The 26,653-nt window shown below is 27.6% G+C and carries 24 protein-coding genes, 1 tRNA gene and 1 pseudogene; 22 read left to right on the top strand and 4 right to left on the bottom strand.

Annotated features, from left to right (window positions below; all coding sequences use genetic code 11):
• Positions 1-130: 130 nt before the first annotated feature.
• Positions 131-1,579, bottom strand: a complete 1,449-nt coding sequence (locus tag AACH12_RS10390) for a transposase (RefSeq protein WP_338535346.1) — start codon at positions 1,577-1,579, stop codon at positions 131-133.
• Positions 1,580-1,732: 153 nt separating this feature from the next.
• On the opposite strand from AACH12_RS10390, the gene AACH12_RS10385 reads away from it, so the two are divergent.
• The 9 genes and pseudogenes from AACH12_RS10385 (at position 1,733) to AACH12_RS10345 (ending at position 11,351) form a co-directional block, all read left to right on the top strand.
• Positions 1,733-1,888: a hypothetical protein gene (locus AACH12_RS10385; protein WP_338535345.1), complete on the top strand. Its 156-nt coding sequence runs from the start codon at positions 1,733-1,735 to the stop codon at positions 1,886-1,888.
• Between the two features lie 507 nt (positions 1,889-2,395).
• Positions 2,396-2,667: pseudogene (locus AACH12_RS10380) on the top strand (cysteine peptidase family C39 domain-containing protein); the annotation flags it as partial.
• Positions 2,668-3,473: 806 nt separating this feature from the next.
• Positions 3,474-5,279: a B12-binding domain-containing radical SAM protein gene (locus tag AACH12_RS10375; RefSeq protein WP_338535344.1), complete on the top strand. Its 1,806-nt coding sequence runs from the start codon at positions 3,474-3,476 to the stop codon at positions 5,277-5,279.
• A 746-nt stretch (positions 5,280-6,025) separates the two neighbouring features.
• Positions 6,026-7,030: a cysteine peptidase family C39 domain-containing protein gene (locus tag AACH12_RS10370; RefSeq protein ID WP_338535343.1), complete on the top strand. Its 1,005-nt coding sequence runs from the start codon at positions 6,026-6,028 to the stop codon at positions 7,028-7,030.
• Between the two features lie 30 nt (positions 7,031-7,060).
• A complete protein-coding gene (locus AACH12_RS10365) occupies positions 7,061-7,216 on the top strand; it encodes a hypothetical protein (RefSeq protein ID WP_338535342.1) in 156 nt (51 codons plus the stop codon).
• A 21-nt stretch (positions 7,217-7,237) separates the two neighbouring features.
• A complete protein-coding gene (locus AACH12_RS10360; RefSeq protein ID WP_338535341.1) occupies positions 7,238-7,402 on the top strand; it encodes a hypothetical protein in 165 nt (54 codons plus the stop codon).
• A gap of 87 nt (positions 7,403-7,489) precedes the next feature.
• Entirely contained in the window at positions 7,490-8,752 is a 1,263-nt protein-coding gene (locus tag AACH12_RS10355) for a radical SAM/SPASM domain-containing protein (protein WP_338535340.1), read from the top strand.
• Complete coding sequence (locus AACH12_RS10350; protein ID WP_338535339.1) at positions 8,736-9,935, top strand: zinc metalloprotease; 1,200 nt, start codon at positions 8,736-8,738, stop codon at positions 9,933-9,935. The genes AACH12_RS10355 and AACH12_RS10350 overlap by 17 nt, the downstream gene beginning before the upstream one ends.
• Positions 9,936-10,091: 156 nt before the next feature.
• Positions 10,092-11,351 (top strand): MFS transporter, encoded by a 1,260-nt coding sequence (locus AACH12_RS10345; protein ID WP_338535338.1) that lies wholly within the window; start codon positions 10,092-10,094, stop codon positions 11,349-11,351.
• A gap of 472 nt (positions 11,352-11,823) precedes the next feature.
• On the opposite strand, the gene AACH12_RS10340 is transcribed toward AACH12_RS10345, so the two are convergent.
• A complete protein-coding gene (locus tag AACH12_RS10340; RefSeq protein ID WP_338535337.1) occupies positions 11,824-12,123 on the bottom strand; it encodes a hypothetical protein in 300 nt (99 codons plus the stop codon).
• Between the two features lie 125 nt (positions 12,124-12,248).
• Positions 12,249-12,345: transfer RNA gene (locus tag AACH12_RS10335), tRNA-Sec, on the bottom strand.
• Between the two features lie 198 nt (positions 12,346-12,543).
• Between AACH12_RS10335 and AACH12_RS10330 the strand changes: the two genes are divergently transcribed.
• On the top strand, positions 12,544-13,491 hold the full coding sequence (locus tag AACH12_RS10330; RefSeq protein ID WP_338535336.1) for a hypothetical protein: 948 nt from the start codon (positions 12,544-12,546) through the stop codon (positions 13,489-13,491).
• Positions 13,492-13,530: 39 nt separating this feature from the next.
• Here AACH12_RS10330 and plsY read toward each other — a convergent pair whose 3' ends face one another.
• Positions 13,531-14,127: a glycerol-3-phosphate 1-O-acyltransferase PlsY gene (gene plsY / locus AACH12_RS10325; RefSeq protein WP_338535335.1), complete on the bottom strand. Its 597-nt coding sequence runs from the start codon at positions 14,125-14,127 to the stop codon at positions 13,531-13,533.
• 173 nt (positions 14,128-14,300) lie between these two features.
• Here plsY and AACH12_RS10320 point away from each other — a divergent pair, with 173 nt between their 5' ends.
• The 12 genes from AACH12_RS10320 (at position 14,301) to AACH12_RS10265 (ending at position 26,511) form a co-directional block, all read left to right on the top strand.
• Positions 14,301-15,218: an alpha/beta hydrolase gene (locus AACH12_RS10320; RefSeq protein ID WP_338535334.1), complete on the top strand. Its 918-nt coding sequence runs from the start codon at positions 14,301-14,303 to the stop codon at positions 15,216-15,218.
• A gap of 97 nt (positions 15,219-15,315) precedes the next feature.
• Positions 15,316-15,690, top strand: coding sequence for an ArsR/SmtB family transcription factor (locus AACH12_RS10315; RefSeq protein ID WP_338535333.1), 375 nt, complete (start codon positions 15,316-15,318; stop codon positions 15,688-15,690).
• Between the two features lie 107 nt (positions 15,691-15,797).
• A complete protein-coding gene (gene arsB / locus AACH12_RS10310) occupies positions 15,798-16,856 on the top strand; it encodes an ACR3 family arsenite efflux transporter (RefSeq protein ID WP_338535332.1) in 1,059 nt (352 codons plus the stop codon).
• A 69-nt stretch (positions 16,857-16,925) separates the two neighbouring features.
• Positions 16,926-17,333 (top strand): arsenate reductase ArsC, encoded by a 408-nt coding sequence (locus AACH12_RS10305; RefSeq protein WP_338535331.1) that lies wholly within the window; start codon positions 16,926-16,928, stop codon positions 17,331-17,333.
• A gap of 310 nt (positions 17,334-17,643) precedes the next feature.
• Positions 17,644-18,009 carry a carboxymuconolactone decarboxylase family protein gene (locus tag AACH12_RS10300; protein WP_338535330.1) on the top strand — a complete coding sequence of 122 codons (366 nt, stop codon included), beginning with the start codon at positions 17,644-17,646 and terminating at the stop codon, positions 18,007-18,009.
• A 58-nt stretch (positions 18,010-18,067) separates the two neighbouring features.
• Complete coding sequence (locus AACH12_RS10295) at positions 18,068-18,409, top strand: ArsR/SmtB family transcription factor (RefSeq protein WP_338535329.1); 342 nt, start codon at positions 18,068-18,070, stop codon at positions 18,407-18,409.
• 24 nt (positions 18,410-18,433) lie between these two features.
• Complete coding sequence (locus AACH12_RS10290) at positions 18,434-18,796, top strand: carboxymuconolactone decarboxylase family protein (RefSeq protein WP_338535328.1); 363 nt, start codon at positions 18,434-18,436, stop codon at positions 18,794-18,796.
• A 34-nt stretch (positions 18,797-18,830) separates the two neighbouring features.
• Positions 18,831-19,931: a TDT family transporter gene (locus AACH12_RS10285; protein WP_338535327.1), complete on the top strand. Its 1,101-nt coding sequence runs from the start codon at positions 18,831-18,833 to the stop codon at positions 19,929-19,931.
• Between the two features lie 60 nt (positions 19,932-19,991).
• Positions 19,992-20,537, top strand: a complete 546-nt coding sequence (locus AACH12_RS10280; protein WP_338535326.1) for a hypothetical protein — start codon at positions 19,992-19,994, stop codon at positions 20,535-20,537.
• A 131-nt stretch (positions 20,538-20,668) separates the two neighbouring features.
• Positions 20,669-21,598: a 4Fe-4S binding protein gene (locus tag AACH12_RS10275; protein WP_338535325.1), complete on the top strand. Its 930-nt coding sequence runs from the start codon at positions 20,669-20,671 to the stop codon at positions 21,596-21,598.
• Complete coding sequence (locus AACH12_RS10270) at positions 21,595-22,017, top strand: MarR family winged helix-turn-helix transcriptional regulator (RefSeq protein ID WP_338535324.1); 423 nt, start codon at positions 21,595-21,597, stop codon at positions 22,015-22,017. Before AACH12_RS10275 ends, AACH12_RS10270 begins: the two co-directional genes overlap by 4 nt.
• A 240-nt stretch (positions 22,018-22,257) precedes the next feature.
• Positions 22,258-26,511: a 2-hydroxyacyl-CoA dehydratase gene (locus AACH12_RS10265; RefSeq protein ID WP_338535323.1), complete on the top strand. Its 4,254-nt coding sequence runs from the start codon at positions 22,258-22,260 to the stop codon at positions 26,509-26,511.
• The last annotated feature ends 142 nt before the right edge of the window (positions 26,512-26,653 follow it).

Below are 26,653 nucleotides of genomic sequence, written 5' to 3'. Positions count from 1 at the left end.
GAATATATTGTATATAGATGATTGCGAAATGAAGTAAAGAAAAACTGTTAATAAAATGACAAACAAAAGTAAAAAAAAGGCAACCTTAATAAAGGTAAGATACTCTGTTGAAAATTTATGATTAAATATTTTAAGCTACTGTTTTAAAAGCACGTAAATTTTTTGTAAATTTTGACCTTGTCATTATAAGGACTCCAATTAATTGTGTAACACCAGCAAGTAAAATTGTTGATTTAAGAGATGTTGTATTTTGAATTTGTGAACCTCTAATATTTATAAAATCTTTAAGTTGTCCAATTGAACGTTCACATACAGTTCTTGTTTTATAAAGGTTTTTCCAAATATCAGAATCTCTTGAGTATGTTGAATTAAACCTATATTCTTCATCTAAAGCAATATTAACTTTACGACCATATATTGCATTAGAGCATGGATTTTTACAGTCATTCGCATAAATAATTTTGCCCTTTACCATATGAGTTTTAATTAAAGGACATCCATAAGAAAATCTGTCAGCTCTGTGTTTACTTATGATTGGACCAAGGGATTTCATTGCTAACTTAGTACTACGACAGATTAAATTACCATCAGAATTAAAGAAGAATTTATTATTTTCATTATCACTAGAATAACGATAAGTAGAACATTTAGAGCCACTATTTCTTTTGTTTAATGGAATAATAGGTATAATGTTTTTCTTTGAAATATATTTATAATTATCGTAACCATCAAAACCAGAATCACCTAAAAAGAAATTAAAATTAATTGAAGAATGCTTAGTAAAAAAGAGCTCTAATGATGGAATAAGAGTAGTTGAATCATATTCATCTTTAACTTCTTTAGGCATTTTATCGTTATAAAATTCTTGTATAGCATCGGGAAATTGAATGTCTTGAATAACGCCTAAACCATCAGTAATAATCATTGATTTTAGGTAATAACCAAAATGACCGTTTAGGTAAGCTAAAGATATATCACTATTAGCGTTAGCTTTTTTAGGCATGTTACCTTGAGCATGTTTAACGGGATTAAAATTATCAGGAGCCTTACCAGACTTTTCAAACCTTTTAGATGAGGCAAGTTTTTCTTCAAAGAATTTGGGATTATTTTCGGTGACATATGATTCAAAACCAGTAGTATCAGCAATAAGTATTTTAGATGTAGAAGGCGAAATTGATTTAAGTTCATCATTAACTAAGGAAACAAGCTTATCTAAAGTTAAATGAATTTGATCTAGAAAATTAATTTTAAATCTAGAAAGCTGAGAAGGATGAGGTAAGTTGTAAAAACCAAGAGATTTTCTTAAATCGGGAGAATCGTGAAGAATCCTTAGAAGCGTAGTGTCTCTAGAAATAGATCTAAAATTTTTATAGATAAAAAACATAAGCATAGATTCAAGTGGGAATTCACGAGTACGCCCCATATTTTTATAATAAGTATTGTAAAAAGAGAAAGGAATAATTTCAGAAAAAGAAATGTAATTTCTGAATAATTCAAAGTAGTTACTAGAAGTATCAGTGAGGAAATCAGAGAATTCCTTGTTTAAATCGAGTAAAGAAAGTTGATAATAGTTTGACATAGTTTTCTCCTTTTTTAGGGTTTGTGTTTGGTTTGGCATTAAATATATACCCAAAATGGAGAAAACTATTCAAAATAGAGCTTAGAAACAAAGTGATTGCAATGTTTTCAGAGTTGTGCAATCACCTATATATTGTATAAATAAGGAGTTGAAATGAAAAAAAATAATGCGAAAATAATTACATTTATTGTGATTTTATCAATTGTTTTTTGTAATAATGTTATAACTTTTGCTGGAAATGAAGATATTCCAAGAATTTTTTCTGTTGGAATTCAAATTAATGAAGATCAAATTAAGTTACTAGAATAAAGTTTCATATGTTTAATTATTGTTAATCAAGTCAATTGTTTTGATAAAATATAACTATAACTAAATAGATAAGAAGTTTTACCTTTAATATTAATTTTTTTACTTTCAGGACAAAGTATTTAATTCTATCGGCACGACCTCTTCTCTAATGATGCTATAGTATTTAATTGCTAAATAAGGGATTAAATAGCAAACGGGAATACCTATAGAATTAATATCAAGAACGTTTTTAATAATAAAAGCTAATAAAAAAGCTTCTGGAGAATAATTTTTTTCTACCAAAATACAGAAAGAGAAAAACCAGAAAAATTGTTGAAACTTTCATCATTGTGGTAATTATTGTATTGTTGGATTCAACAAAAGTTGACATGAAAGTTGACATGTTTATTTTTACGACATGCAATATTAAGAAATCTAATAGATAGAATAAAAGACTCTAGAATAGTGGCTAAAAGCAAATAAAAAAATAAAGTTAGTATATATCTAATAACTTCGTACACAGAAAGGATATCAAAATTTTTAAAAAAATACTACTGCATAAAACAACATGATATAGTGGATTGCGGAGTAGCGTGTCTTACTACTATTTCAAAACAATATGGACTTAAAATTCCAATAACAAAAATAAGAGAAGTAGCAGGAACTGATAAAAAAGGAACTAATGTATTTGGCATGAAAAAATCGGCTGAAAAAATTGGGCTTTCTGCTAAAGGAGTAAAAAGAGATAAAGAAACTTTTTTTATGAGTTTCTACTTCCGGCTATTGTACACGTTGTAGTTAGTAAACCTGCAAAAGGTTTTACTAAGTTTGCATATTTCTTTAAATAATTAATATTATCAGCGCTACAAAAGAGTTGTTTTGAAATAATATATGTAATAACTTGATTAATGAATACATATAACAATAAAAGTGAAAATGATTAAAAATTAATTTTTTTCATTTATAACCTTTTGAAGAAAAAATATATAAAAGTACATTTATTTACTGACAAACTCGTGGGGCGTAGTATTGTATAAATGTCAATTGAACAAATTAATTTATTCAAATTATCAACAACTGTTTTGGACGAATATATTTGAAAATCTTAAACGAAATTGTAATTTCCGTTTTTAATTCTATAACGGAAATTAGTATTGCGATAAGGAAGTTATTATTGCATTTAAATTATACATACTAATGTAGATATCTATCCTGAATGAATATGAGGCATACTATGTTAGATAATAAAAAAATAAAGGTAAATATTTAACAATTCACGATAGAACGTTTATTAAAGATGTACTTACAGACGTTGATAATAGAGTCAACAAGTGTAAATGGTATATATCGATAAATAGTTGGTTAAATTTAGAATTTTGAAGAGCAGCCAATGTATGATAGTTATGTAGCAATTTTAAATCAGATTTTGATGATGAGTTTTTCAAATAATATTGGTTGATTACAATCTAGAAACTCTAGTGTTAGCATGGTTTAGAGCCTTTTTAAATTCTTTATTTATATCAATATTAAATTGACATACCAGAATAAAAGTATAAAGCACATATGATAGTTTAAGAGTAGAACAACCTTATAGGAGGAGATGAAAATGTCAAAAATACTATTAATAGCACCTATTGACTTTAACGAACACACAATTCCAAATGGGATTCTTAATTTAGCGACAATACTACACCATGATAATTATGATGTAGAAATACTTGAATTGAATTATTTGATTGAAACAGGATCAATAAGGAAATCAAAATTAGTCAGTGACTGTATAGAAAATATTGTTAATTTTATAATGTCGAAATCACCTGAAATTATTGGATTTAGCTGTATGTGTAATGATTATCATATTCATATAATGGTTTCTGAAATAATCAAAGCCCGAAATCCTAAGGTTAAAATATTTTTTGGAGGACCTCAAGCAAGTGTAACCGCTATAGACACATTGAAAGCGTTCTTACATATAGATTTAATAGCCATAGGAGAAGGCGAGTTGAGTATTGTTGATATTATAGAAGGCTTGTTGGGAAATAAAGAGTATAGGCAAATTAAAGGAATTGCATACAAATGTTTGGATAATATTATTGTTAATGAGCAGCATGAATTGTTACCAGAACTTGATGATTTGCTATTGCCGAATTATAAACTATTAAATAATATGGATTATTTAAAACTTAGTATAGAAGCTGGAAGAGGTTGCCCTTTTAATTGCACATTTTGTTCAACTCAAGAGTTTTGGAAAAGAAAATTTCGGTTGAAAAGTATAGATCGTATATTGCTTGAGATTGAAAACGCAATACATAATTATGGGATTTATATGTTTGAATTTGTACATGATTTATTTACCGCGAGTAGAATTAAAACAGTAGAGTTTTGTAATAGATTACTTAAAGAAGATTTGAAAATTCAATGGAGTTGTAGTGCTAGAATAGACACACTTGATGAAGAGTTAATAGATCTAATGTATGAATCTGGTTGCAGAGAGATATTTCTGGGCATAGAAACTGGTTCGGCAAAAATGCAAAAAATCACAAATAAAAATCTTAAGCTAGATGATGTTAAGGATACCTTATGTTACTTAAGTAAGTATAAAGACATGGTGATTAAATTGTCATTCGTTTATTGCTTCCCAGCCGAAACAGAAGAAGACTTAAAAGACACTTTAGATCTAATTAGTACCTCTTTGAAAATAGGTTATAGTGATATTCGAATTCATTCACTCTTGCCATTTGTAGGAACAGAAATTTACAATGAACACAAAGATGAATTAATACTTAGAAATTCACAAAACACATGTAGCTATACTCATTTTTGTGAGGCTGCAAGTAAAAAAATACTAGAATATCCAAGTTTGTTTTCGCAATTCTACTATATCAAAACTGATATTTCAACTCAGTATAACAATTTGAGCTTGTTTATAAATTATTTCATCGTTGGTAATAAAATGATATTTAAAAAGACGTTAGAGTTGTTATTTGATTATTTTGGAGGAGATTTACTAAGATTTTATAATGCTTTTAATATTACATTTGAAAATTTATCGAATGATATATTTGATGGATCAATATTCAAAACAGAAGAAGAGTACTTTGATCGATCTAAACTATTACAAAAAATTATGCTAAGCAGTATTGGTAAATTCATGAAAACATATAATTTCAAAGAATATACTGATATTTTTTTGAGTGTATACACTTTAGAAATGAAAATGTATGAGTTCAAAACTAATATTAATATTTTTGAAACAATAGTTAACACATCGCATGATGGACACATAATTAAAAAAATTAATTTATCCTTAGAAGATTTAAAATTGTATAAGGACAAACTTTTACTAAATGAAATTAAGATCTTGTTAAAAAGGAAAAATCAGCATCAGATTTCAATACAATACTCAAAGTAGATTGATTGAATTAATTTTGTAGATGTTATTTTGTTTTTATAGTAAAATTGATATTCAATCGAGAATCATAGATTAGGCAAATTGTGTTATTACACTTTCAAATATAATAGTTCCAATATTTATTAGGTGATGTCTTGTCTGCAAAATTGATGAATTGCTCTGTGAATTTTCAAATTACTGTTTCAATCATGCTGAATTAAAGTATACAGGTGTAACTTAGAGTTTCTGTGAATAAATACAAGGATTTTCGTGCATATCAATTGAAACTCTTTATGTGTTACACATGTTCATCAAAGACTATGCTGAAAACTATATAGTGAATGACTTATGAATCATCTACACTACAAGTTAGGAGGTTCGCGTAGTTGCATGCCATACTAGTTTAGGTGGAGTGTTTCATGCTCACACTATTGTGGATAGAATTGTCCACAATTTAGCTTGATTATCAAGGGGTACATTTAACATTAAACGATAAATGTAAAGAGATTCAAGTGAAACTTATAAAACAATTATACTGTCAATCGGAAGTACGCTTGCTCAAAACGGAAATGATGATCTGATTAGATAATAGTTATTCTTATGCTGTGTATCGCTTATGATTTTGTTCAAAATATTCAAAGAAATTTAATGGAATTAAAAGGAACTATAAAATTTTAAGAATCACTTAGATTGTTGGCACGCTTAAGAAAGAAATATTTACGATCATCAAATCAAATGAAAATTTCACGTTAGGGAAGGATGGTCATATGATGAAAGCTGTTGTAGATAATAAAAAAAATTGGATTGATTGCAGAATCAGCTGTGTGAAGGAAATATTTTCAAGGAATGATATTAATCTAGATGATTTTGATTTGTTTTTGCTAGGTGAAAGCTTGGATTTCAACTTTTACTTAGTTGAAAATAAGGGGATTAATTTTCCAATTCTATTTGGTAAAAAAACCGATAATGAAATCGTTATTTCAAAAAAACTTGGTTTTTCAGTTTATAAAGAGAAGTGTTTAGATTTCAATGAACAGGTAAAGAATATCTCGAAATACGAAATACTGATTAATACTGATAGGTTCTATTTGGATTATTTGGAAATTAATAAAGCTCACTTTGGATTACACGCTGTAAATGTTATTGATTCAAGATGTGAAGGAAGCAAAACGGAGGTTTTGCTATATGATTGTTTACATTTTGCACGTATATGGATTGATATTGAAGCATTAAATAGAGCTATGTCATCAAAAAAAGGACTGATTTTACCGGAGAACATAATTTATAAACTGGCAAAGAAGCGTGAAGTGAATGTTGTTGTTTCGAAGAATTTATATTGCAATTCAATCATTATCAATTTCGAACATATGTTATCAGAAAAAGGAGCATTTGGGCATATGAAGAGTTTTAAAAAATTTTTAGAATTTTGTTTGGTAAATTATAGTTATTCAACCAAAAATACAATTAAATTATATATGAGAATGATTGAGAAATACATTACGTCAATTGATGCAAGTAATTCTTTTTATAGAGGGACCTTAAAAAAGGCTTTGATTCGTGCGTGCTTAAAATATGATATTAATCTAAGTCAAAATCTAATTGAAATGGTTTCAGAAATGGAAAGGAAATGGTGTGAAATGGCCAATTTCATTTGTGAAGAATGTTATGTTCCTTCTAAAGAACTTCTAAATAAATTTAATGAAATAATGAATTTTGAACATGAATTTTTCATTATGTGCATTGATGAATTAATTAATAACTTACAGTTGTAATAATATATTGTTAAAAAAAGGAGAAAAATTATGAATTTAGAAAATGAGAAACGCGAGGTTAAACAAGAGATTAAAGAATTTAATATTGAGAAAATGAGATTGGATTTGTCTGATGTCGAAAATATCGAAGAATTGGTTGTTCCCGGAGGCTCTGGAGCTGGATGTAACTGCAAAACTGGACTGTAATTATATAGGAGGTGACGAAATATGAAAGTAAATGAATTGTTCGAAAAATCAGAAAAAAGAGAAGGAAGAGAAATTGATTTTGATATTGAAAGTATGAGATTTGATTGCAATGATTTGGAAAACATCGAAGACTTAGCTGTTCCGGGTGGTTCTGGATTTGGATGTGATTGTAAAGGAGCTTTGTAGTCAACAAAACTATGGAATGTATTTAGCTACATAATTATTACTCTGTAAGTTATTAATAAGCTAGCTATTACAATTTAGGAGGGTATAGTGAACAAATTACATTATTATGAAATTGAGAATCAAGGTATTTTATTTGATGGACATAATGTTGAAATTTATAAAATTCCAGATGTTCATAAAAATAAAGTGAATGAAATTAAAGAGAATATATTAAATACTAATTATTTAAAATCTTCTCCACAAAACGATGAAAGAAATATGCTAGAGAGGCTAGTTATTATTTTATCAGAATCATGTAATTTAAGTTGTAAATATTGTTATCTGCATGATTGTATTGATGATAATAATGTGTCAGAATGCTTAATGAAATTGGAAACGATGATAACTGGAATCGATTTTATTCTTAATAAGTATAATGATGGAGTCGGATATATACAGTTTTTTGGTGGAGAACCACTCTTAAATGCTGGGATTATTGAAGAAGCTTGTAAAATTATACACGAAAAATTCAGAGAAAAGGGGCTTGTTATTCCAAAATTAACAATGGTAACAAATGGGACCCTTATCAACGAAAAAATAATTGATATTTTTAATTTGTATTTCGATAATATTACGGTAAGTCTAGATGGTATGAAGCAAACTAATGACGATAATCGAATTTACAAGAATAGTAATAAAAGTGTTTATGATGAAGTACTTAAAAATATATCAAAAATGAAAAAATACGGAAAATTCAAGATAAATATTGAAATGACTGTTGCTAACAACCAAATTAAGAATTTTGTTGATGACAATGACATATTAGACTATAAACATATTTGTGATTTGGATGTTGATCAAGTACATTTTTGCCCCAATATTGAAGACAGTAAAAACAAATATTATGGAAGTGAAATTTTTAGAAACTACTTTGATGCATGTTCGAAATATTCTTTTAACCTAAATAATAAACTGAGTGATTTTAAAAAAGCTACTATTAGAAAATTACTAAGAGATAAGGAAACACAAGAGTATTTTTGTATGGCAGGTCTATCTGACATAACAATAAACTACAATGGTGATATATACCCTTGTTTTATGTTTATTGGTTCAAAGGAATATAGAATGAGTAATGTATTTAACTATAATGAAACTGAATTTAATAGTGTTTTTGAAAAATTATCTCAAAATAAGATAGCTAATAATAAAGAATGTAATAGTTGTTGGGCACAAAAAATTTGTTATGCTGGATGTTCTGGATGCATAGGTACTTTTAATATGGTAAATGGTAGCATATGCAAGCCAGTTGTTGAAAATTGCATATTGTCAAAAAAACTTCTTGAAAGAGTAATCTATGAATCTATTAAATGATAATAACAATGTTGAGAATCTATATGTTGATTCGAATGTACCAAAATTAGCTGGGGAAATATACTACAATGACTTGTATGCAGAAACAGGTGGTAAGTGGATCGTTGGCTCGCTAGAAAACGATTCGTCTATATTAGTAACATACAACAAGATAAGTGTGTTCAGACAAGTATTAAGTAAAATTGACGGAAGAAGAAATATTGAAGAATTACAAAATGAGATAAACACACTTAATATTAAGTGTGATGTGAAAGAAATTATTATCTATCTAAGTGCTAATGGAATTGTTGAGTATGATAATATCAAAAAGAAAGATTTTAGTGAAATAAGAAACCTTTCTATCAATTTGTTTTCTATTAGACTTACGTGGTTAGTTAGATTTTTAAAACGGAATATGACTATTTTAGATAGATTTTATGAAGTGCTTTTTTTCTTCATGGTTTCACTGTTCGTGTTCAATACTCTAAATAACAATTTTGGCAATTTGTTTTTGTATGAAAACTCGGTTTTAAAGGGCTATCTTATTTCAAATGTTTCAATGGTAATCTCCTTATTATTGCATGAATTTTCTCATTGTTATCAGGCATTAAAAAAAGGTTTAAATCCAGAAAAATTATCATTTGTGTTATATTTCGGATGGTTTCCGATGTTTTATATTAAAATACCTAATATGTATTCTTTGGAACGTAATGATCTTCTTCAAGTTATCAGTGCCGGTGCTAAATCCAACATATTCCAAGCTTTATTTTGGATGAATTTGTATTTCATCAGCAGAAATGAACTTTTCAAAATGTTCGCATTAGGTAATATAAGCATATTCATTTACAATCTTATGCCAATATCCTTGACAGATGGCTATTTCTATATGTCAATTATGTTAAGAAAAAGCAATTTAAGGCTCAATTTATATAAATTCGTAATGTATGTTTTTAATAAATCAAAAAAAATAAAATTGGATATTGATAATTTTGATAGGATTTATTATGTTCTCGCAATTTCATTTATTTTGATTGGGCCACTATTTAATCAAGTTCATTTAATTTATGCAATATTCTCTCTATTGGGAATTCAAATTTTTTGTGAAAAGTATATTTTGTTAATTATACCAATTTTGATTATTTTTAACGGTATATTGAATTATATAGTTATTACATATAAAACAAAAAATTACATCAATGCCTAGAATTGTTTTAGGATACCATTTGATTCATATATGTAATTTGTATAATTGTATTTTTGAATATTTTTTTGTTTTAATGCTATGTAGATGCTTGATAATTAGTACTAATAATATGTATATGTTATCATTTAGTATATTTTGTTTATAGAGGAGGTAATAATGGAAGAGTTACAAACTGAAAAAATAATTCACCATAAAAGTTTTGTCCTTTTAATATTAGGTAGTATTGTATCAAATATTGGATCTGCAATACATATAGGTGCGATAGGCTGGTATATTATGACTTTAGCTGATGCGACTGCGACTGGGCGGTTACTCTCTTATTATGGGATAAGTACATTAATTCCTGTAATAATATTTGGAACTTTTGGTGGAGTTATTGTGGATCGATTCAACAGAAAATGGATTATAGTATGGACAGATATTATACGAGGTGGCTTAATTATCCTCATGGGCTTATTAATTAAGTTCGGATTTTTTCCGTTTGTCAGTATTATAGCAATTTCAAGTATTTGTGCTATTTTAAATTCATTATTTAATTCTGCTATAGATGCATCAATTCCAAATATAGTTGATGATTATAATTTACAAAAAGCTAATTCTATAAATGAGTTGTCGGGTCAACTGACTTTCATGATTGGGTTATTCATATCTGGATTTCTTTATTCATATCTTGGTATAGCAGGCATTGTATTTCTAAATGGAATTTCTTTTATTCTATCTGGAATATCAGAGATGTTTATCAAAATGAGGAAGTGTGAAGTACAGCAAAAGGCTGAAACTTCAATGTATGCAGACTTTAAAGACGGTATTATGTACATAATGAATAAAACATCCATATTAACGCTGCTATCATTTATTGTGTTTTTTAATTTTCTGTTTAATCCGGCATTACAGATTGTACTACCTAAGGTTATAAAATTCAATTTAGGTCTTGAAGCCCAATCCTATGGATTGTTGAGAGGAATTATGCTATCTGGAGGTGTGTTTGGAATGGTAGTGCTGAGCATAATACCTCAACCTAAAAAAATATTCAGAAGCTTGTTTTTGTCTATTCTAATATTTTCTGTATTATTTTCGATGCTATCAATTCCATTATTGCCATTGTTGAAAAACGTATTGTCGGATAATATGAAATTCGCCATAATCTGCTTTATTGGGTTTCTACTTATGGCTTGTGGTTCCTTTTGCAATATACCTTTTATGACAATGATGCAAAAAATAATTCCGGACGATATGAGAGGGCGTTTCTTTTCAACGATGAATTCGCTTAGTCAGGCAGTTGTGCCGTTCGGAATGCTTATAATTGGGTTTGTAGCTGATTTCTCCGAAAGTTATATAATATTTTTGGTTTGTGGACTATTAAGCCTTTGTCTTTGTATCTTACTATTGAGGTTTAAAGATATTAAAGAAATATAGAATGTGTTTTGTGCTATATAGCGAATAGAGGATGACGGCGATATAAAAATATGAGAAATATATTTATGTAATTATGATTGTAAGAGAATTTGTAAGAAATATACGACACTCAATTGCTATAGATATTGTTCTAATTTTACAAAATAAATCTGTCAGCGAACAAAGAAATTTTCTCATATTTGTAAAGGCCGCGAAACTAAAACGATGTGTAAGTTGCACAAGTATAGATATAGTATTTAGCATGCTGAAGCCAGTTATAGAGAAAAATTAGAAGTAAACGTATATTCTAGTACATCTTAATTAACTAAAATATTAACAAAAATAAAATAAAGTTTGAAAGTCATATACTCTCTAAAATGGATTCCGTCTTTTGGAATTTTTAAAAGTCAAAGATAAAGGTTATAATTCGCCTCTGTATGACGATTTCTTACTAGCCAATTATTATACGTTTTGAGTGGTCTAAGCCTTACGTTTACTGTACATGGTGCATAATCTTCTCATTAATCATATAGTCTTTATAGTCTATAAAAAGAGCCTTTTGAACATATTGGTTTTCATAAGACCAATCGGATGCTAACAACCACTTACTAAATATTTTAAAGATATATATGTGGTCTTTAATAGTCCTATCACTTAGGTTTTCCAACTCTTTATCACGTATAAATTCATCATGTAAATCAAGGTAAGTTTGTATTAACATTTTTTCCCGATATTTTGGAATATTGTTCATAGTGGTTTTATAATTTGTTTTTCCTTTCATAGAAATAGCCATTTCCAACACCTCCGCGTATTATAATAGATGAAACTAACTATTAGACACATTGGTTTTAAAATTCTACAAAAAAGCGAAAAAACAACAACCGTAGAATCTCTACAACTGTTGTAACTAGTACATTTTGGCGGGAATACGTGGGAATCGAACCCACCTAAGACGCTCTTAACGCCTCATGCTGGTTTTGAAGACCAGAGGACACACCAGCGCCCATCTACTCCCAAAATTAATTGGCTACTACATTATAACAAAAACTAAATAAAAAGCAAGAAAAGAAATTTACTATATTTCACTAAAATTAGATAACTAAGATTGAGTTTCGCCTTAAAATACAAGTTATAATAGAATTGTAATTGTTATGTAACTAAAATTATAATAAAACTTATATAATGAATATATATGCTATTTATTGGAGGCTTAATGAAAAGAAAAATTATTTTCCTTATACTTGTCATTTTTTTATTTTCAGGTTGTTCAAATATTGAAAATAATACTGACAAAAGGTACAAAGTTAAAGTTATAGATAATACAGAAAATGAAGCAATAATTCTTGGTGGTGATATTAAAGGAGAATTTAATATACTTCTCTCGAAAACACCAAGTGAAAAAGAAGTTTTAGATTATATTGATAAATATATTGTTTCTTCAGATAGTGAAACGAATGATTATTTGATATATGGTTTTGAAAGAGTACAAAAGAAAAATATAAAAAGAAGAGTAAATAACTTTTTTAGGGGGAATATTCAAGAAAAATTTTCCGAGGAAGACTATCTAAGAAAAAATTATGTTGAAATTGATAAAATTGAAGATTTGTCATATCTACAGGATAAAGAATTAAGAAGCTTTGTATTAGAATATCTTCAAATAGGCTATAAAATAATAGGTAAAAATGGTGTTTTTTATCCAGAAATTAATTATGATTTTTATTTAAAATATAAAAAAGATTTATCGTTAGAGACAAATATCTATTTTGAACTTATGCAAAAAGAATATGCAAGTATTGTAATAAATGATGGAAGTCTTAATATAACATGGGATGAAGTTTTTAAAAGAATTTTATTAGCAGAAAAATATGTTACTAATTATAAGAGCGCAGAAAAATATGATGAAGTAAGTGAACTTTATAAAAAATACGTTGAGATATATTTGTTTGGAACACCAAATACACCTGCATTTGATGGAAATAATAAGTTGAAGAAATATTTAAAACAGTCATATGATAATGTTTATTTAGAAAATTTATCTAGTATATTCGTTTTAAAATTAAGAGAGTATTTTAAATTATTAAAACAATCAAATTATTATTTGGATGATGTTGTTGACAAGTATAGAAGTGATATAAGGGAAAATATTAATCAAAAAAAATAAAAAATTAACAGCTTATGAGCTGTTAATTTTTTAAAATATTTAACTGTTTTTTTTGAATTTTAGTTTATTTTCTTTTCCGCTTAGAAGTCTGCTAATATTTGCTCTATGTTTATATAAAACAAATAGTGAAAATATAATAGAATAAATTATAAAAGTGATTGACTTATTAAAAAGTATGCCAAGAAAAGGAAAAAGTATTGCAGAAAGTGAGGATGCAAGTGACATATATTTAGTAGTAGCAATTATAATTATTTGAAAAAATAGTAGTATAAATCCAATTATTGGAGAAATAGCAAAAATAACTCCAGCAGAAGTAGCAACACCTTTTCCACCTTTAAAATTTAAAGTAAAAGGGTAACAGTGCCCAATCACTGAAGACAATCCACACAAAAAAGCTCCATTTGTACCGAAAATAAATCCACCAATAATAGTTGCGATTAAACCTTTTGAAAAATCTCCAATAAAAGCAATAAAAGCCGCTTTTTTTCCAAGTGTTCTAAAAACGTTAGTAGTTCCAGAATTTCCACTACCGTGTTTTCTTATATCAATTTTTCCAATATATTTGCTAGTTAAGTATGAAAACGGAATTGAACCGAGTAAATAGCCTAGTACAATAAGAATAAAATATTTAATCAAAATAAACCTCCTAGTTTTTTAATCCATTTTATTTTATCATATTAAAATGAAATTAGCTATATGTTTGTAACTTGATACTAAGACCAAGTTGTAAAGTGGAAAGATTGCTTATAATAATATATAATTAAAATGGATTTATATTTTAATACATAATAAATTTAATGGAGGTTAAGATGGAAAATGTTACTTTTGTAACTTCAGATAAGAAAGAGCTATATATGAAAAAATGGACTGGTCAATTTATTCCAAATGCTATTATTTTAATTGCTCATGGAATGGCTGAACATATTGACAGATATGATGATTTTGCAAATTATTTGCTTTCTAAAGGATTTTATGTATATGGGTATGATCAAAGAGGACATGGTAAAACTGCGAAAACTGTTGATAAATTAGGATATTTTGCTAAAATTAATGGCTGGAATAGAGTTGCTGAAGACTACAATGAAATGTATAACTTTGTAAAAGAGAAGCACCCTGATAAAAAAATTATTTGTTTGGGACATAGTATGGGCTCGTTTGTAATTAGAACATTTATGTTTAAATATCCTGATAAAGCTAATTACATTATTCTTTCAGGAACAGCAAACGGAGAAAATTTTAAAATTCTTGCATCTAAATTGCTTGCAAAGTTTATAAAGAAAACAAAAGGTGAATGGTATAGATCTAAATTACTTAGAAAATTAACTTTTACTGATTTTAATAAAGATATTGAAAATTCGACAACTGAATTTGATTGGCTTTCAAAAGATAAAAAAAATGTTAGGAAATATATAGAAGATCCATACTGCGGCAGCACATTTACTGCTTCATTTTTCTATGATTTATTTAAGGGGATTGAGCATTTAAGTATGGAAATGAATATTAATAAGATAAACAAAGAGTCAAAAATACTAATTTTAAGTGGGTCTAATGACCCTGTAGGAGAAATGGGTGATGGTGTTCAAAAAGTTTATGAGTCATATAAAAATAGTAAAGTGAAAAATATTAATATAAAATTATTTGAAGGAATGAGACATGAAATTCTTAATGAAGTAGGTAAAACTGAGGTTTATGAATTTATTGTTGGTTGGATAAATAAAAATATTTAAATAAAAAATGTTATCTTTATTTAAAAAATATTGATAACATTTAAATTATATGTTATTATATGAGTGTAATCGATTTTAATCATATAGAGGAGGACGTATGGTAGAAATTTTTAAGACATTAGGAGATTTAAATAGACTTAGAATAATAAATATTTTAATTAAAGTAGAGCTTTGTGTGTGTGAAATTGAAGTAATTTTAGATATTAATCAATCAAATGCATCGAGGCATTTATCAAAACTAAAGAATAATGGTTTTTTGGATTTTTCAAAAGATTCTCTTTGGACTCACTATAAAGTTAGTAAAAAATTTGCTAAAGAAAACGAATATTTATTTAAATATATTGAGAAGAAATTAAGTGAAAATGAAATTTTTACTAATGATCTAAAAAGGCTTGAAAAATATAAATTTAATAATTTATCATGTAAAAAGATTGCAGAAAATAGAGAAGCTGTTTTAAATATTATTTCTTAAAAAAAACAAATGTAATAATTGCAATACTTCTAAAAATATGTAGAAGTATAAAATCAAAATAAAAAAGGAGGGGTATATCAAAAGTAATATTTGGTATACAAAATATTATGGAAATTAATAAAGAAATAAAGCCATCTGATGAAATGGGTATATTTGGGAGATATTTAACTCTTTGGGTTGCGCTTTGCATTGTTGTAGGACTTATTATAGGACGATTTATCCCTATTATTCCCAGCACTTTAAGTAAATTTGAATATTATAATGTGTCACTTCCGGTAGCAATATTAATATGGCTTATGATATATCCAATGATGCTTAAAATTGATTTTTCTAGCATAATTAGTGCTAGTAAAAAGCCTAAAGGACTTATGGTAACGACTCTTACAAATTGGTTAATAAAACCGTTTACAATGTATATAATATCAGCATTTTTCTTTAAAGTAGTATTTAAATCTTTTATTGGAGTTGAACTTTCAAATGAATATATAGCTGGGGCTGTGCTTCTTGGAGCGGCACCATGTACTGCTATGGTTTTTGTATGGAGTCATCTTACAAAAGGCGATCCTGCATATACACTTGTTCAAGTTGCAGTAAATGATTTAATACTTTTAGTTGCTTTTGCACCTATTGTTGCATTTTTACTAGGAATTGGAAATATTGTAGTTCCATACAATACACTTTTTCTTTCAGTAGTATTATTCGTTGTAATTCCGCTTCTTGGCGGATATATATCAAGAAAATATATTGTTAAAAATAAGGGAATAAGCTACTACGAAAATGCATTTATTAAAAAATTTGATAATGTAACTATTATAGGACTTTTATTAACTTTAATAATTATATTTTCTTTTCAAGGTAATATAATATTAAATAATCCTTTTCATATAGTACTTATATCTATTCCGCTTATTATTCAAACATTTTTTATATTTTTTATAGCTTACTTTTGGTCTAAAATTTTAAAACTTAAGCATAATATAGCGTCTCCTGCAGCAATGATTGGTGCTAGTAATTTCTTTGAACTTGCAGTAGCAGTAGCTATTTCTCTCTTTGGTTTGAACTCAGGAGCAACTCTTGTTACAGTAGTGGGAGTTTTAGTAGAAGTTCCAGTGATGCTAACTTTAGTTAAAATATCTAATAATACAATTAATTGGTTTGAAAAATAAAACGAATTTTTTAAAACATATTGTAAAAAAAATTTATTATCAACAAAAAATATATTAATGGAGGAAACTATGAAATTTAAAATAGCATTTGTATGTGTTCATAATTCATGTAGAAGTCAAATGGCAGAAGGGATAGCAAAAAAACTTGGGTCTGATATTTTTGAAGCTTATTCCGCAGGAACTGAAAAATATCACGAGGTAAAACCTCTAGCAGTAGAAGTTATGAAAGAAATTGATGTAGATATGACTAACTATAAACCTAAATTATTAACTGAAATTCCAAATGAACTTGATTTACTAATAACAATGGGATGTAACGTGGTTTGTCCTTTTGTACCAAATAAATATGCTGCAGATTGGGGATTAGACGACCCATCAGGTGGGCCTATAGAAGATTTTAGAAAAACTAGAAACCTTATTGAAGAAAAAATGAAAGAACTTATCAATCAAATTAAAAGCGGAAAAATTAAATTATAAATGAATTTCTTGGATTCAGAGGGAGTTTTTACTCCCACTGAATCTTAGAAAACATAATCCAGGGCCTTTTTAGAGTTCTTTATCCCCCACTTTTTTTAGAAGTGGGGGTATTAGAACTCTAAGGCATCGGATAAAATAGAAAAGTGGTAATTATTATTATCACTTTTTTTTACTTATTAAAGTATTTATTATAATTTGTATAATATTTACTTGACAAAGAATAACAATAGATGTACTATAAGTTTGCATTACATATTCACTTATGCAGATATGTATATTGATAGTTATATATATTAAGGAGATGGAAAAAATGGAAAAAGAAAAGAAAAAAATTATGACGATTTTAGAAAGAAAAATGGGTATGGTTCCAAAGCCTTTAGAAAACATGTCTAATCTTGATATGGATATGCTAAAAAATTATTTAGAGGAAAAACAGATTGCCTATAGTGGAACTAATTTAGATAATAAAACACAGGTATTAATTGCTTTATCAGTTGGAATTGCACTTGATTCACCAGGATGTATTATGGGCGGATTGACTTTTGCAAAAAAATATGGAGCAACAGTTGAAGAAATATTAGAAATGTATAATGTGGTAAAATTTTCAAAGGCATCAAGTTCTATTTCTAGTTTTGCACCAGCTATGCAGTGGTTATTAGAAAATGATGATGAATAGAGCATTTAATAAAGCTTGTATATATGTAATAATAAAGTAAAAAAGCTAGGAGAAGAATATGATTAATTTAACTAATATTTTCAAAGTTTTATCTGATGAAACAAGGATGAGGATTATTGTAATTCTTATGCAAAAAGAATTATGTGTTTGTGAACTTTGTGAAATTTTAGAGTTGCCTCAAAGTAAAGTTTCAAGAAATTTATCAAAATTAAGAGATATGAATTTAGTTACCTTTGAAAGAAGAGAAAAATTTATATTCTACTCGCTAAAATTAGATAACAAAATTTTAATAACTATAATTAAAGATATATTAAATGATATAGAAGAACATGAAATTTTACTTGAAGATCAAAAGAAATTGATTGATATTGATAAAATTCTTGTTCAGTGTAAATATTAATATTGTAAATTTGGAGGAATAAAAATGGAAACAAAAGACATTTTAAAAATGATAGAAAAAGAAATGGGAGCTATTCCAAAGCCACTTAAAGACTTATCAGAGCTAAGTGATAGTATTTTAAAAGGTCATGTTATTGCTAAGAAAAATGCTTATTCTGGAGAAAATTTAGATGCTAAAACAAAGGCGCTTATAGCACTTGCTGTAGGAATTGCTTTAGATTCTGAAGGTTGTATTATGAATAATGTTAAAGAAGCTAAAAAACTTGGAGCAACTACTGCTGAAATTATGGAAGTTTATTCTATAGCAAAATTTTCGAAATCATCTTCTGCGATATCAGGATTTGCACCAGCTATGGAATGGCTTATTAACAATAAAGATGAAATGTAGTAAAAATTATTATTAGTGCAGGAGGAATGAAAAAATGGAAACAAAGAATATAAGTTTTAGTGACATAGTAAAAAATTTTTCGCCGGCATGGTATGCCTCAGTTATGGGTACAGGCGGACTTGCAAATGTATTTTATTTATTAAGTATGAATTTTAAATTTTTAAAACCTATTGCTCTTGGTCTATGGTGGTTAAATATAGCCTTATTCTTAATTTTTATTATACCTTGGACTTTAAGATGGTTCTTTCATTTTGATAGTCTAATAAAAGACTTAAAACATCCAATTATGTCGAATTTTTTTGTAACTATGCCAGTTGGGGGATTAATTCTTGGAACTAATTTTTTTATGATGGGAAAAGGATATTTTTCTATGTCTTTTATTATTAACTTAGGATTAGTTTTATGGAGCTTTGCTGGAATTACTTCACTTTTCTTTGGTGTTTACGTTATGTATAATATGATGATAAGTGAAAAAATAGGATTTGAAGTTAAAAACTTTTCATGGTTAATAACACCGGTAGCTAGTATTGTTATACCATTGCTTGGAAATTTACTTGTGAAATCATATTTTAAATCAAATATTTCTCTTGCTAAATTTATTAACTTAATAGATATAAGTTTCTTTGGAATTGGATTTATGTTATTTGTAATATTAACAACAGTAATTATAAGAAGATTTATAGTAAATAAAATGCCACCTTCAATGGTTGCACCAACATTTTGGATTATATTAGGACCGATTGGCGTTGGAACAGTTAGTTTAATGGGTATAGCTGATGTATCTAAAATGCTTGGATTAATAAGTTCAGTTGGTACGCTTAAATTATTATCTTTAGTATTTTGGGGATTTGGAATATGGGCATTTTTCCTTATTCTAGCTATTACAGTGAAGTATATGAATGAAGGTAAGATACCTTATTCTCTTTCTTGGTGGGCCTTCATATTTCCAATGTCAGCATACACTTTATCTTCATTTAGCGTATATGCATATACAAAAGTAAGTTTTATTTTAGTGTATACAATTGTTTTAGCTGCTTTACTATCTTATCTTTGGATTGTTACCTTTATTAAATCATTAGTTGGAACATTTAACGGTAAATTACTTGCTCCGCCTACTATGAAAAAAGCAAACTAGTAAATTTAGTTTTAAATTTTAATCTTAAACCTTGTAATAAATAAATATGGAGATGATATTATGAAAAAACTAAAATTAAGCTATTGCCCTACAATGCTACCATATATAAATAAGCTAATAGATAATAAAATTGACCTAGAAATTGTGAATGGAATGAGCGCAGCAGGGGTACTTGCAATGCTTAGAAATAGAGAAGTAGATATGATTATAATAGGTAGAAAAGCTTATAAAAGAGAACTTAATCTAGAAATAAAAGAGAAAAGAATCAAAAATGGTTATACATTAGCTTATTCACATAAAACTTCAATATCTAAGGAACGTTTAAAAGAACTAGCTATAAAAACGTATATCCCAAAAGTAATTGTTGAAAAAGATTTTTCCTTCTTTGAACAAGTAGAGTATTTTGATTCCAAAAAAGATTGTATGAAAAATTCGTTTTCTACACCAACCCTTGTTGATTGGAATGACTTTGAAGAAGAATATGAACTATTAATACCCATGGATGAAAATAGAAATAAACTTAATATATTTAGAGCCCCAGTAGTTTATTATAATGAAAATATTGATGAAAGTCTTATAAAAGAAATTGATAGAATTCTTAAGTAATTTTTAATAAATATTAATAAAAAAAATAATATAAAAATTTATTTTTATATTATTTTTCTTTATTAGTTGACTGGTAAACTAATAGGATGTATACTGAAATAGTAAACTGGTGAACTAATTTAGGAGGACGTATGTTAAGTGTAAAAATTATAAAAAAGAATTTACCAAAACTTAGAGATTATATTGACCTAGATACAGTGACTGTTAAGTCTAGTAAAAAATCACCTGTAGGATTAATTGTTCCTGAAATAGTCCTTACTTATGGGAAAGGTAAAATGAAAAAGGATGATTTAATAGTTACAATGCCTAAAATGGTTAAGACTATTATTGAGGTGAAAAAAAGCTATAAAACTCTTAAAAATAATCCTTTAAAAGCCAAAACTATTATTGATGAAAAAACATTAAATGAATTTAAAAAATATGCTTATGAAATAGGTATAAGTGATATTGGTTTTACAAAAGTTGAACCCTCAATGATTTTTTCCGGTAAAGAAATATTATTTGCAAATGCATTTGTTTTTACAATGGAAATGAAGAAAGAGTCAATAGAAAAAGCACCATCACTTGATTCTAAACAAGAAATATTTAGAACTTATTTAGAACTTGGAAAAGTCGTTAATAAGCTTTCGTCCTTTTTAAGAGAAAGAGGTTTTAATGCACAAGCGGGACCCGCTCTTGGCGGAGACGTGATATATCCACTACTTGCTGAAAAAGCAGGACTTGGTGCTTTAGGAAAACATGGACTTTTAATTACTCCAAAGTTTGGACCTAGTCTTCGTATAGCGGCAATTTATACAGATATTGAAAATTTACCTTTTAGTGAAAAGAATGAACACCTTTGGATAAAGTCATTTTGTGAGAAATGTGGTAGATGTGTTTCAAAATGTCCATCAAATGCTATTTATAAAGATGCTAAAGTTATAAATGAAACTAATAAAGTTTGTATAGATTATAAAAAATGTGCGGTTCCTTTTACTATAAATTATGGTTGCTCGGTGTGTATAAAAGAGTGTAGTTTTTTTAGAAATGATTATTATAAAATTAAGGAGAAATTTATATGAAACCATTTGTTATTGGTAAAAGTATAAGGTTACTTGAAAACAATGTTAAATCATATATTAATAAAGAATTAAAAGATTATAATCTTTCAGATGGGCAATTTCAGTATTTTATTTTAATATATGAAAATGAAGGAATAAATCAAAATGAACTTGCAAATTTATTGAAAGTAGGTAAAGCAAGTGTAACAAAGGCAGTGAAAATTTTGATTAAAGAAGGTGTTATTGATAGAAAAATTGATGAAAGCGACAAAAGAAACTATGGTCTTTTTATAAGTGAAAAAGGTAGACCACTTATTAATGTTTTTAATAGAATTTCCAAAAGAATTGATGAATCGGTTTTTAAAGGTTTTGATGCTTCAGAAATGGAAATTTTAAAAAGTTATTTAAATAGGTTGTATAATAACAGTAAAGTTATATAAAAGTGTTTTTGACTTCAGTGATAGATATTAGCTCATTGTGTTTTTAGACTCTTTGTGAAGCAAAAAAAATAGATATAATGTTAATATTTATTAATAATAAAGAAGTATTTTTACGGGAAATTAATTTGAATATATGATAAAATGATATACAAGTAGCGGATTACTAACATTACATTTTTATTATGAATGTAATTAGTACATGCGCATAGAGAGAATATTATATGGGTAAGAGGTATATATATGAAAAAAATTATTAATGTAGGAATAGATGTAGGTTCAACTACAATAAAAGTTGTAGTACTTGAAAATGATGAAATAGTTTTTTCAGAATATAAAAGGCATTTTTCTGATATTAAAAATGCTAGTAAAGAAATAATTAATAAAATAATAGGTAAATTTGAAGGCTATAATGCAAAATTATCGGTAACAGGATCAGCTGGAATGATGCTTTCTGATAGACTTTCAATAGAATTTATTCAGGAAGTTATTGCAAGTTCAAAAGCAATTACTGAGTATTTTCCTAAAACGGATGTAGCAATTGAACTTGGCGGTGAAGATGCAAAAATAACTTATTTTGGTGCAACACTTGATCAAAGAATGAATGGAGTGTGTGCAGGTGGAACAGGAGCTTTTATTGATCAGATGGCTCTTTTACTTGATACAGACGGTGCAGGATTAAATGAACTTGCAAAAAAAGCAACTACTATTTATTCTATAGCTTCAAGATGCGGTGTTTTTGCAAAAAGTGATGTTCAGCCACTTTTAAATGAGGGTACTCCTAAAGAGGATATAGCATTATCAGTTTTTCAAGCTGTTGTTAATCAAACAATTGGTGGACTTGCTAGTGGTAAACCTATAAGAGGTAATGTTGCATTTTTAGGTGGTCCTTTATTCTTTTTAAGTGAACTTAGAAAACAATTTATTGAAACATTAAATCTTACTGAAGACGAAATTATTTTTCCAAAAAATGCCCAGTATTTTGTTGCACTTGGTGCTGCTCTATATTCAAAAGACTTAAAAGCGGTAAAGGTAAGTGATTTAACAAATAAATTACTTTTATTAGACACTGATTTTGTTATGACGGAAAGAAAGCTAGAACCTTTGTTTAAAAGTGAGGAAGACTATAAAAATTTTCTTTTAAGACAAAGTAAATATAAGGTTAAAAGAGGAAATTTAGAATCTTATAAAGGAAAAGCATATTTAGGAATAGATGCTGGTTCAACAACGACTAAAGTAGTATTAATTGGTGAAGAAAAAGAGCTTTTATATAGTTATTATGATAACAATCTTGGTAGTCCACTTGATTCGGCGATTAAAGCGCTTAAAGATTTATATAAAAAATTGAATAAAGATACTGTAATTTCAAAGTCAAGTGTAACTGGTTATGGTGAAAATTTATTGAAATCTGCTTTAAAAGTCGATATCGGAGAAATTGAAACTATAGCTCATTACAAGGGTGCAGAACATTTTCAGCCAAATGTTGATTTTATTATCGATATTGGTGGTCAAGATATGAAAAGTATGAAGATTAAAAATGGTTTTGTTGAATCAATTATGCTTAATGAGGCTTGTTCTTCTGGTTGTGGATCTTTTATAGAAACTTTTGCAAAATCGCTTGGTATTTCAATTTCAGAATTTGTTAAAGAAGGTGTGAATTCGAAAGAACCAGTGGATCTTGGTTCAAGATGTACAGTTTTTATGAATTCAAAAGTTAAACAAGTTCAAAAAGAGGGAGCAACGGTTGGAGATATAGCAGCAGGAATTTCATACTCTGTTATTAAGAATGCTCTTTATAAAGTTATAAGACTAAAAAATTCTGATGAATTAGGCGATAATATTGTTGTTCAAGGTGGTACTTTTTATAATGATGCTGTTCTTAAATCTTTTGAACTTATAACAGGAAAAGAAGTTATTAGACCGGATATAGCAGGTACAATGGGAGCCTTTGGTGCTGCTATTATTGCACATGACGATAGAATTAAAACTGAAAAAAGTTCTATACTTTCTCTAGAAGAATTGGAAAATTTTAGTGTGAAAACAAGTCATGGAAGATGTAAACTTTGTGGCAATAAATGCTTACTTACAATAAATGTTTTTGATGATAATAGAAAATTTATATCAGGAAATCGATGTGAAAGAGGACTTGGAAATTTTAATAAAAAGAAAGATTTACCCAATTTATATGAATATAAATGCAAAAGAGTGTTTGGGTATAAATCTCTTGATAAAAAAGAGGCACCCTATGGAGTAATTGGAATACCAAGAGGTCTTAATATATATGAAAACTATCCATTTTGGCATACTCTTTTTAGCGAACTTGGATATTCAGTTCTATTATCCAGTAGATCTTCTAGACAAATTTTTAGTAAAGGTATAGAATCGATTCCTTCGGATTCCGTTTGTTATCCTGCAAAACTTATGCATGGTCATATTGAAGATTTATTAGAAAAAGGGGTTAAAAGAATATTTTATCCATCAATTCCATTTGAAATTGATGAAAATAAAGGTTCAGACAATAATTTTAACTGTCCAATTGTAACTTCGTATCCTGAAAGTATAAAAGCAAATGTAGAAAAATTAAATAAAGATGATATTGAATTTATTAATCCTTTTTTACCACTATACAATGAAAAACAAATGAAAAAAGTATTTTTTCAAAATTTTTCTAAATACGGACATACTAAAAATGAGATAAATATTGCTATTTCAAAAGCGTATGCTGAATTAAAAAATTATAAAAATGATGTAAGAAATAAAGGTGAAGAGGTATTAAAATATATTAAAGATAATAATTTAAAAGGTATAGTGTTAGCAGGTAGACCTTATCATATTGATCCAGAGATTAACCATGGTATTCCAAGTATGATTACAGGTTTTGGACTTCCGGTGCTTAGTGAGGATTCTATCTCTCATCTTTCAACAGCAGATAGACCACTTAGAGTAGTTGATCAATGGACATATCATTCAAGACTATATGATAGTGCGTCATTTGTTGCTAAAAATAAAAATTTGGAGATGGTGCAATTTAATTCATTTGGTTGTGGTCTTGATGCAGTTACTACTGATCAAGTTAAGGAGATTTTAGAGAAAAATGCTAGAGTTTTTACTTCTTTAAAAATTGATGAAATCAATAGTCTTGGTGCTGCTAGAATACGTATTAGATCACTTATTGCACTTATGAAAGAAAAAGAATTTAATGAAAAAGATAAAGCTAAAGAAAAAATAGTTCCTTATGTTCCTGTTTTAAATGAAAGAGTTGAATTTACAAAAGAAATGAAAAAGAGACATACTATTTTATGTCCACAAATGTCACCTATTCATTTTAGATTGCTTAAAGAAGGGTTTAATTTAGCAGGATATAATTTTGTAGTTATTGAACATACAAGTAAAGAAATGATTGATGAAGGGCTTAGAGTAGTAAATAATGATGCATGTTTTCCATCTATAATTGTTGTTGGACAGCTCTTAGATGCAATTAAATCTGGAAAATATGATTTAAACAATGTGTCGATTATGATTTCTCAAACGGGTGGAGGTTGTAGAGCTACTAATTACATCGGTTTTATTAGAAAAGCTCTTAAAGATTCTAAATTAGGCCATATTCCAGTTATTTCGCTGAATATGGGTGGGCTTGAAAAAAATTCTGGATTTAAAATTACACTTCCTATGATTAAAAGGCTTACAATGGCTCTTATTTATGGAGATTTATTAATGAGAGTTTTATATAGAGTTAGGCCATATGAACTTGTAATTGGTTCTGCAAATAAGTTATATGAAAAATGGAATCAAATATGTATTGATTCCTTGAAAAAAGCACGCTACCGTGATTATATAAAGAATATAAAAAACATAGTAAAAGAGTTTGATGAAATTGCTATACGAGAAGATTTAGTAAAATCTAAAGTTGGTATTGTTGGAGAGATTTTAGTTAAATTTCATCCTTATGCAAATAATGATATAGTTAATTTTCTTGAAAGTGAAGGCGTTGAAGCTGTAATGCCAGATTTAACAGATTTTATGCTTTATAGCAGTTACAATACGACGATTAGAAGAAATCTTCTTGCTGCTTCATATTACAAAAAATTAGGTGGGGATTTGTTTATTAAGTATTTGGAATTTTATAGAAAACATATGAAAAAATCCTTACTAGATTCAAAAAGATTTAATCCACCTAAGAAAATTGCTGAACTTGCTAAAAGCGCATCAAAACTTATATCGCTTGGTCATCAAACGGGTGAGGGGTGGTTTTTAACTGCTGAAATAATTGAGCTTTTAGAAAGTGGAGTTAGTAACGTTGTTATACTTCAACCATTTGGATGTCTTCCCAATCACGTCACTGGAAAAGGTGTAATAAAATTATTAAAATCAAAATTTGTAGATGCAAATATTGCTGCAATTGATTACGACCCAGGAGCTAGCGAAGTAAATCAAATAAACAGAATCAAACTTATGCTTTCAAATGCAAAAGAAAATATAATAAATGGTGATAGTTAGTTAATAAACAGCAATCATTTTGTAAATATATTACAAAATGATTGTTTTTTTTTTATTAAAGATTATATATAATAAACAAAAAAGCAGTTATAAACACATTTATAGCTAGTGTGCTTAAACTAATAAAAAATCTATATTATAG

This window comes from Helicovermis profundi, from assembly GCF_033097505.1.
GTDB classification, from domain to species: Bacteria; Bacillota; Clostridia; order Peptostreptococcales; family Acidaminobacteraceae; genus Helicovermis; species Helicovermis profundi.
Note: the sequence above shows the minus strand (reverse complement) of the source record. Positions and strands in the feature narration are given on the sequence as shown.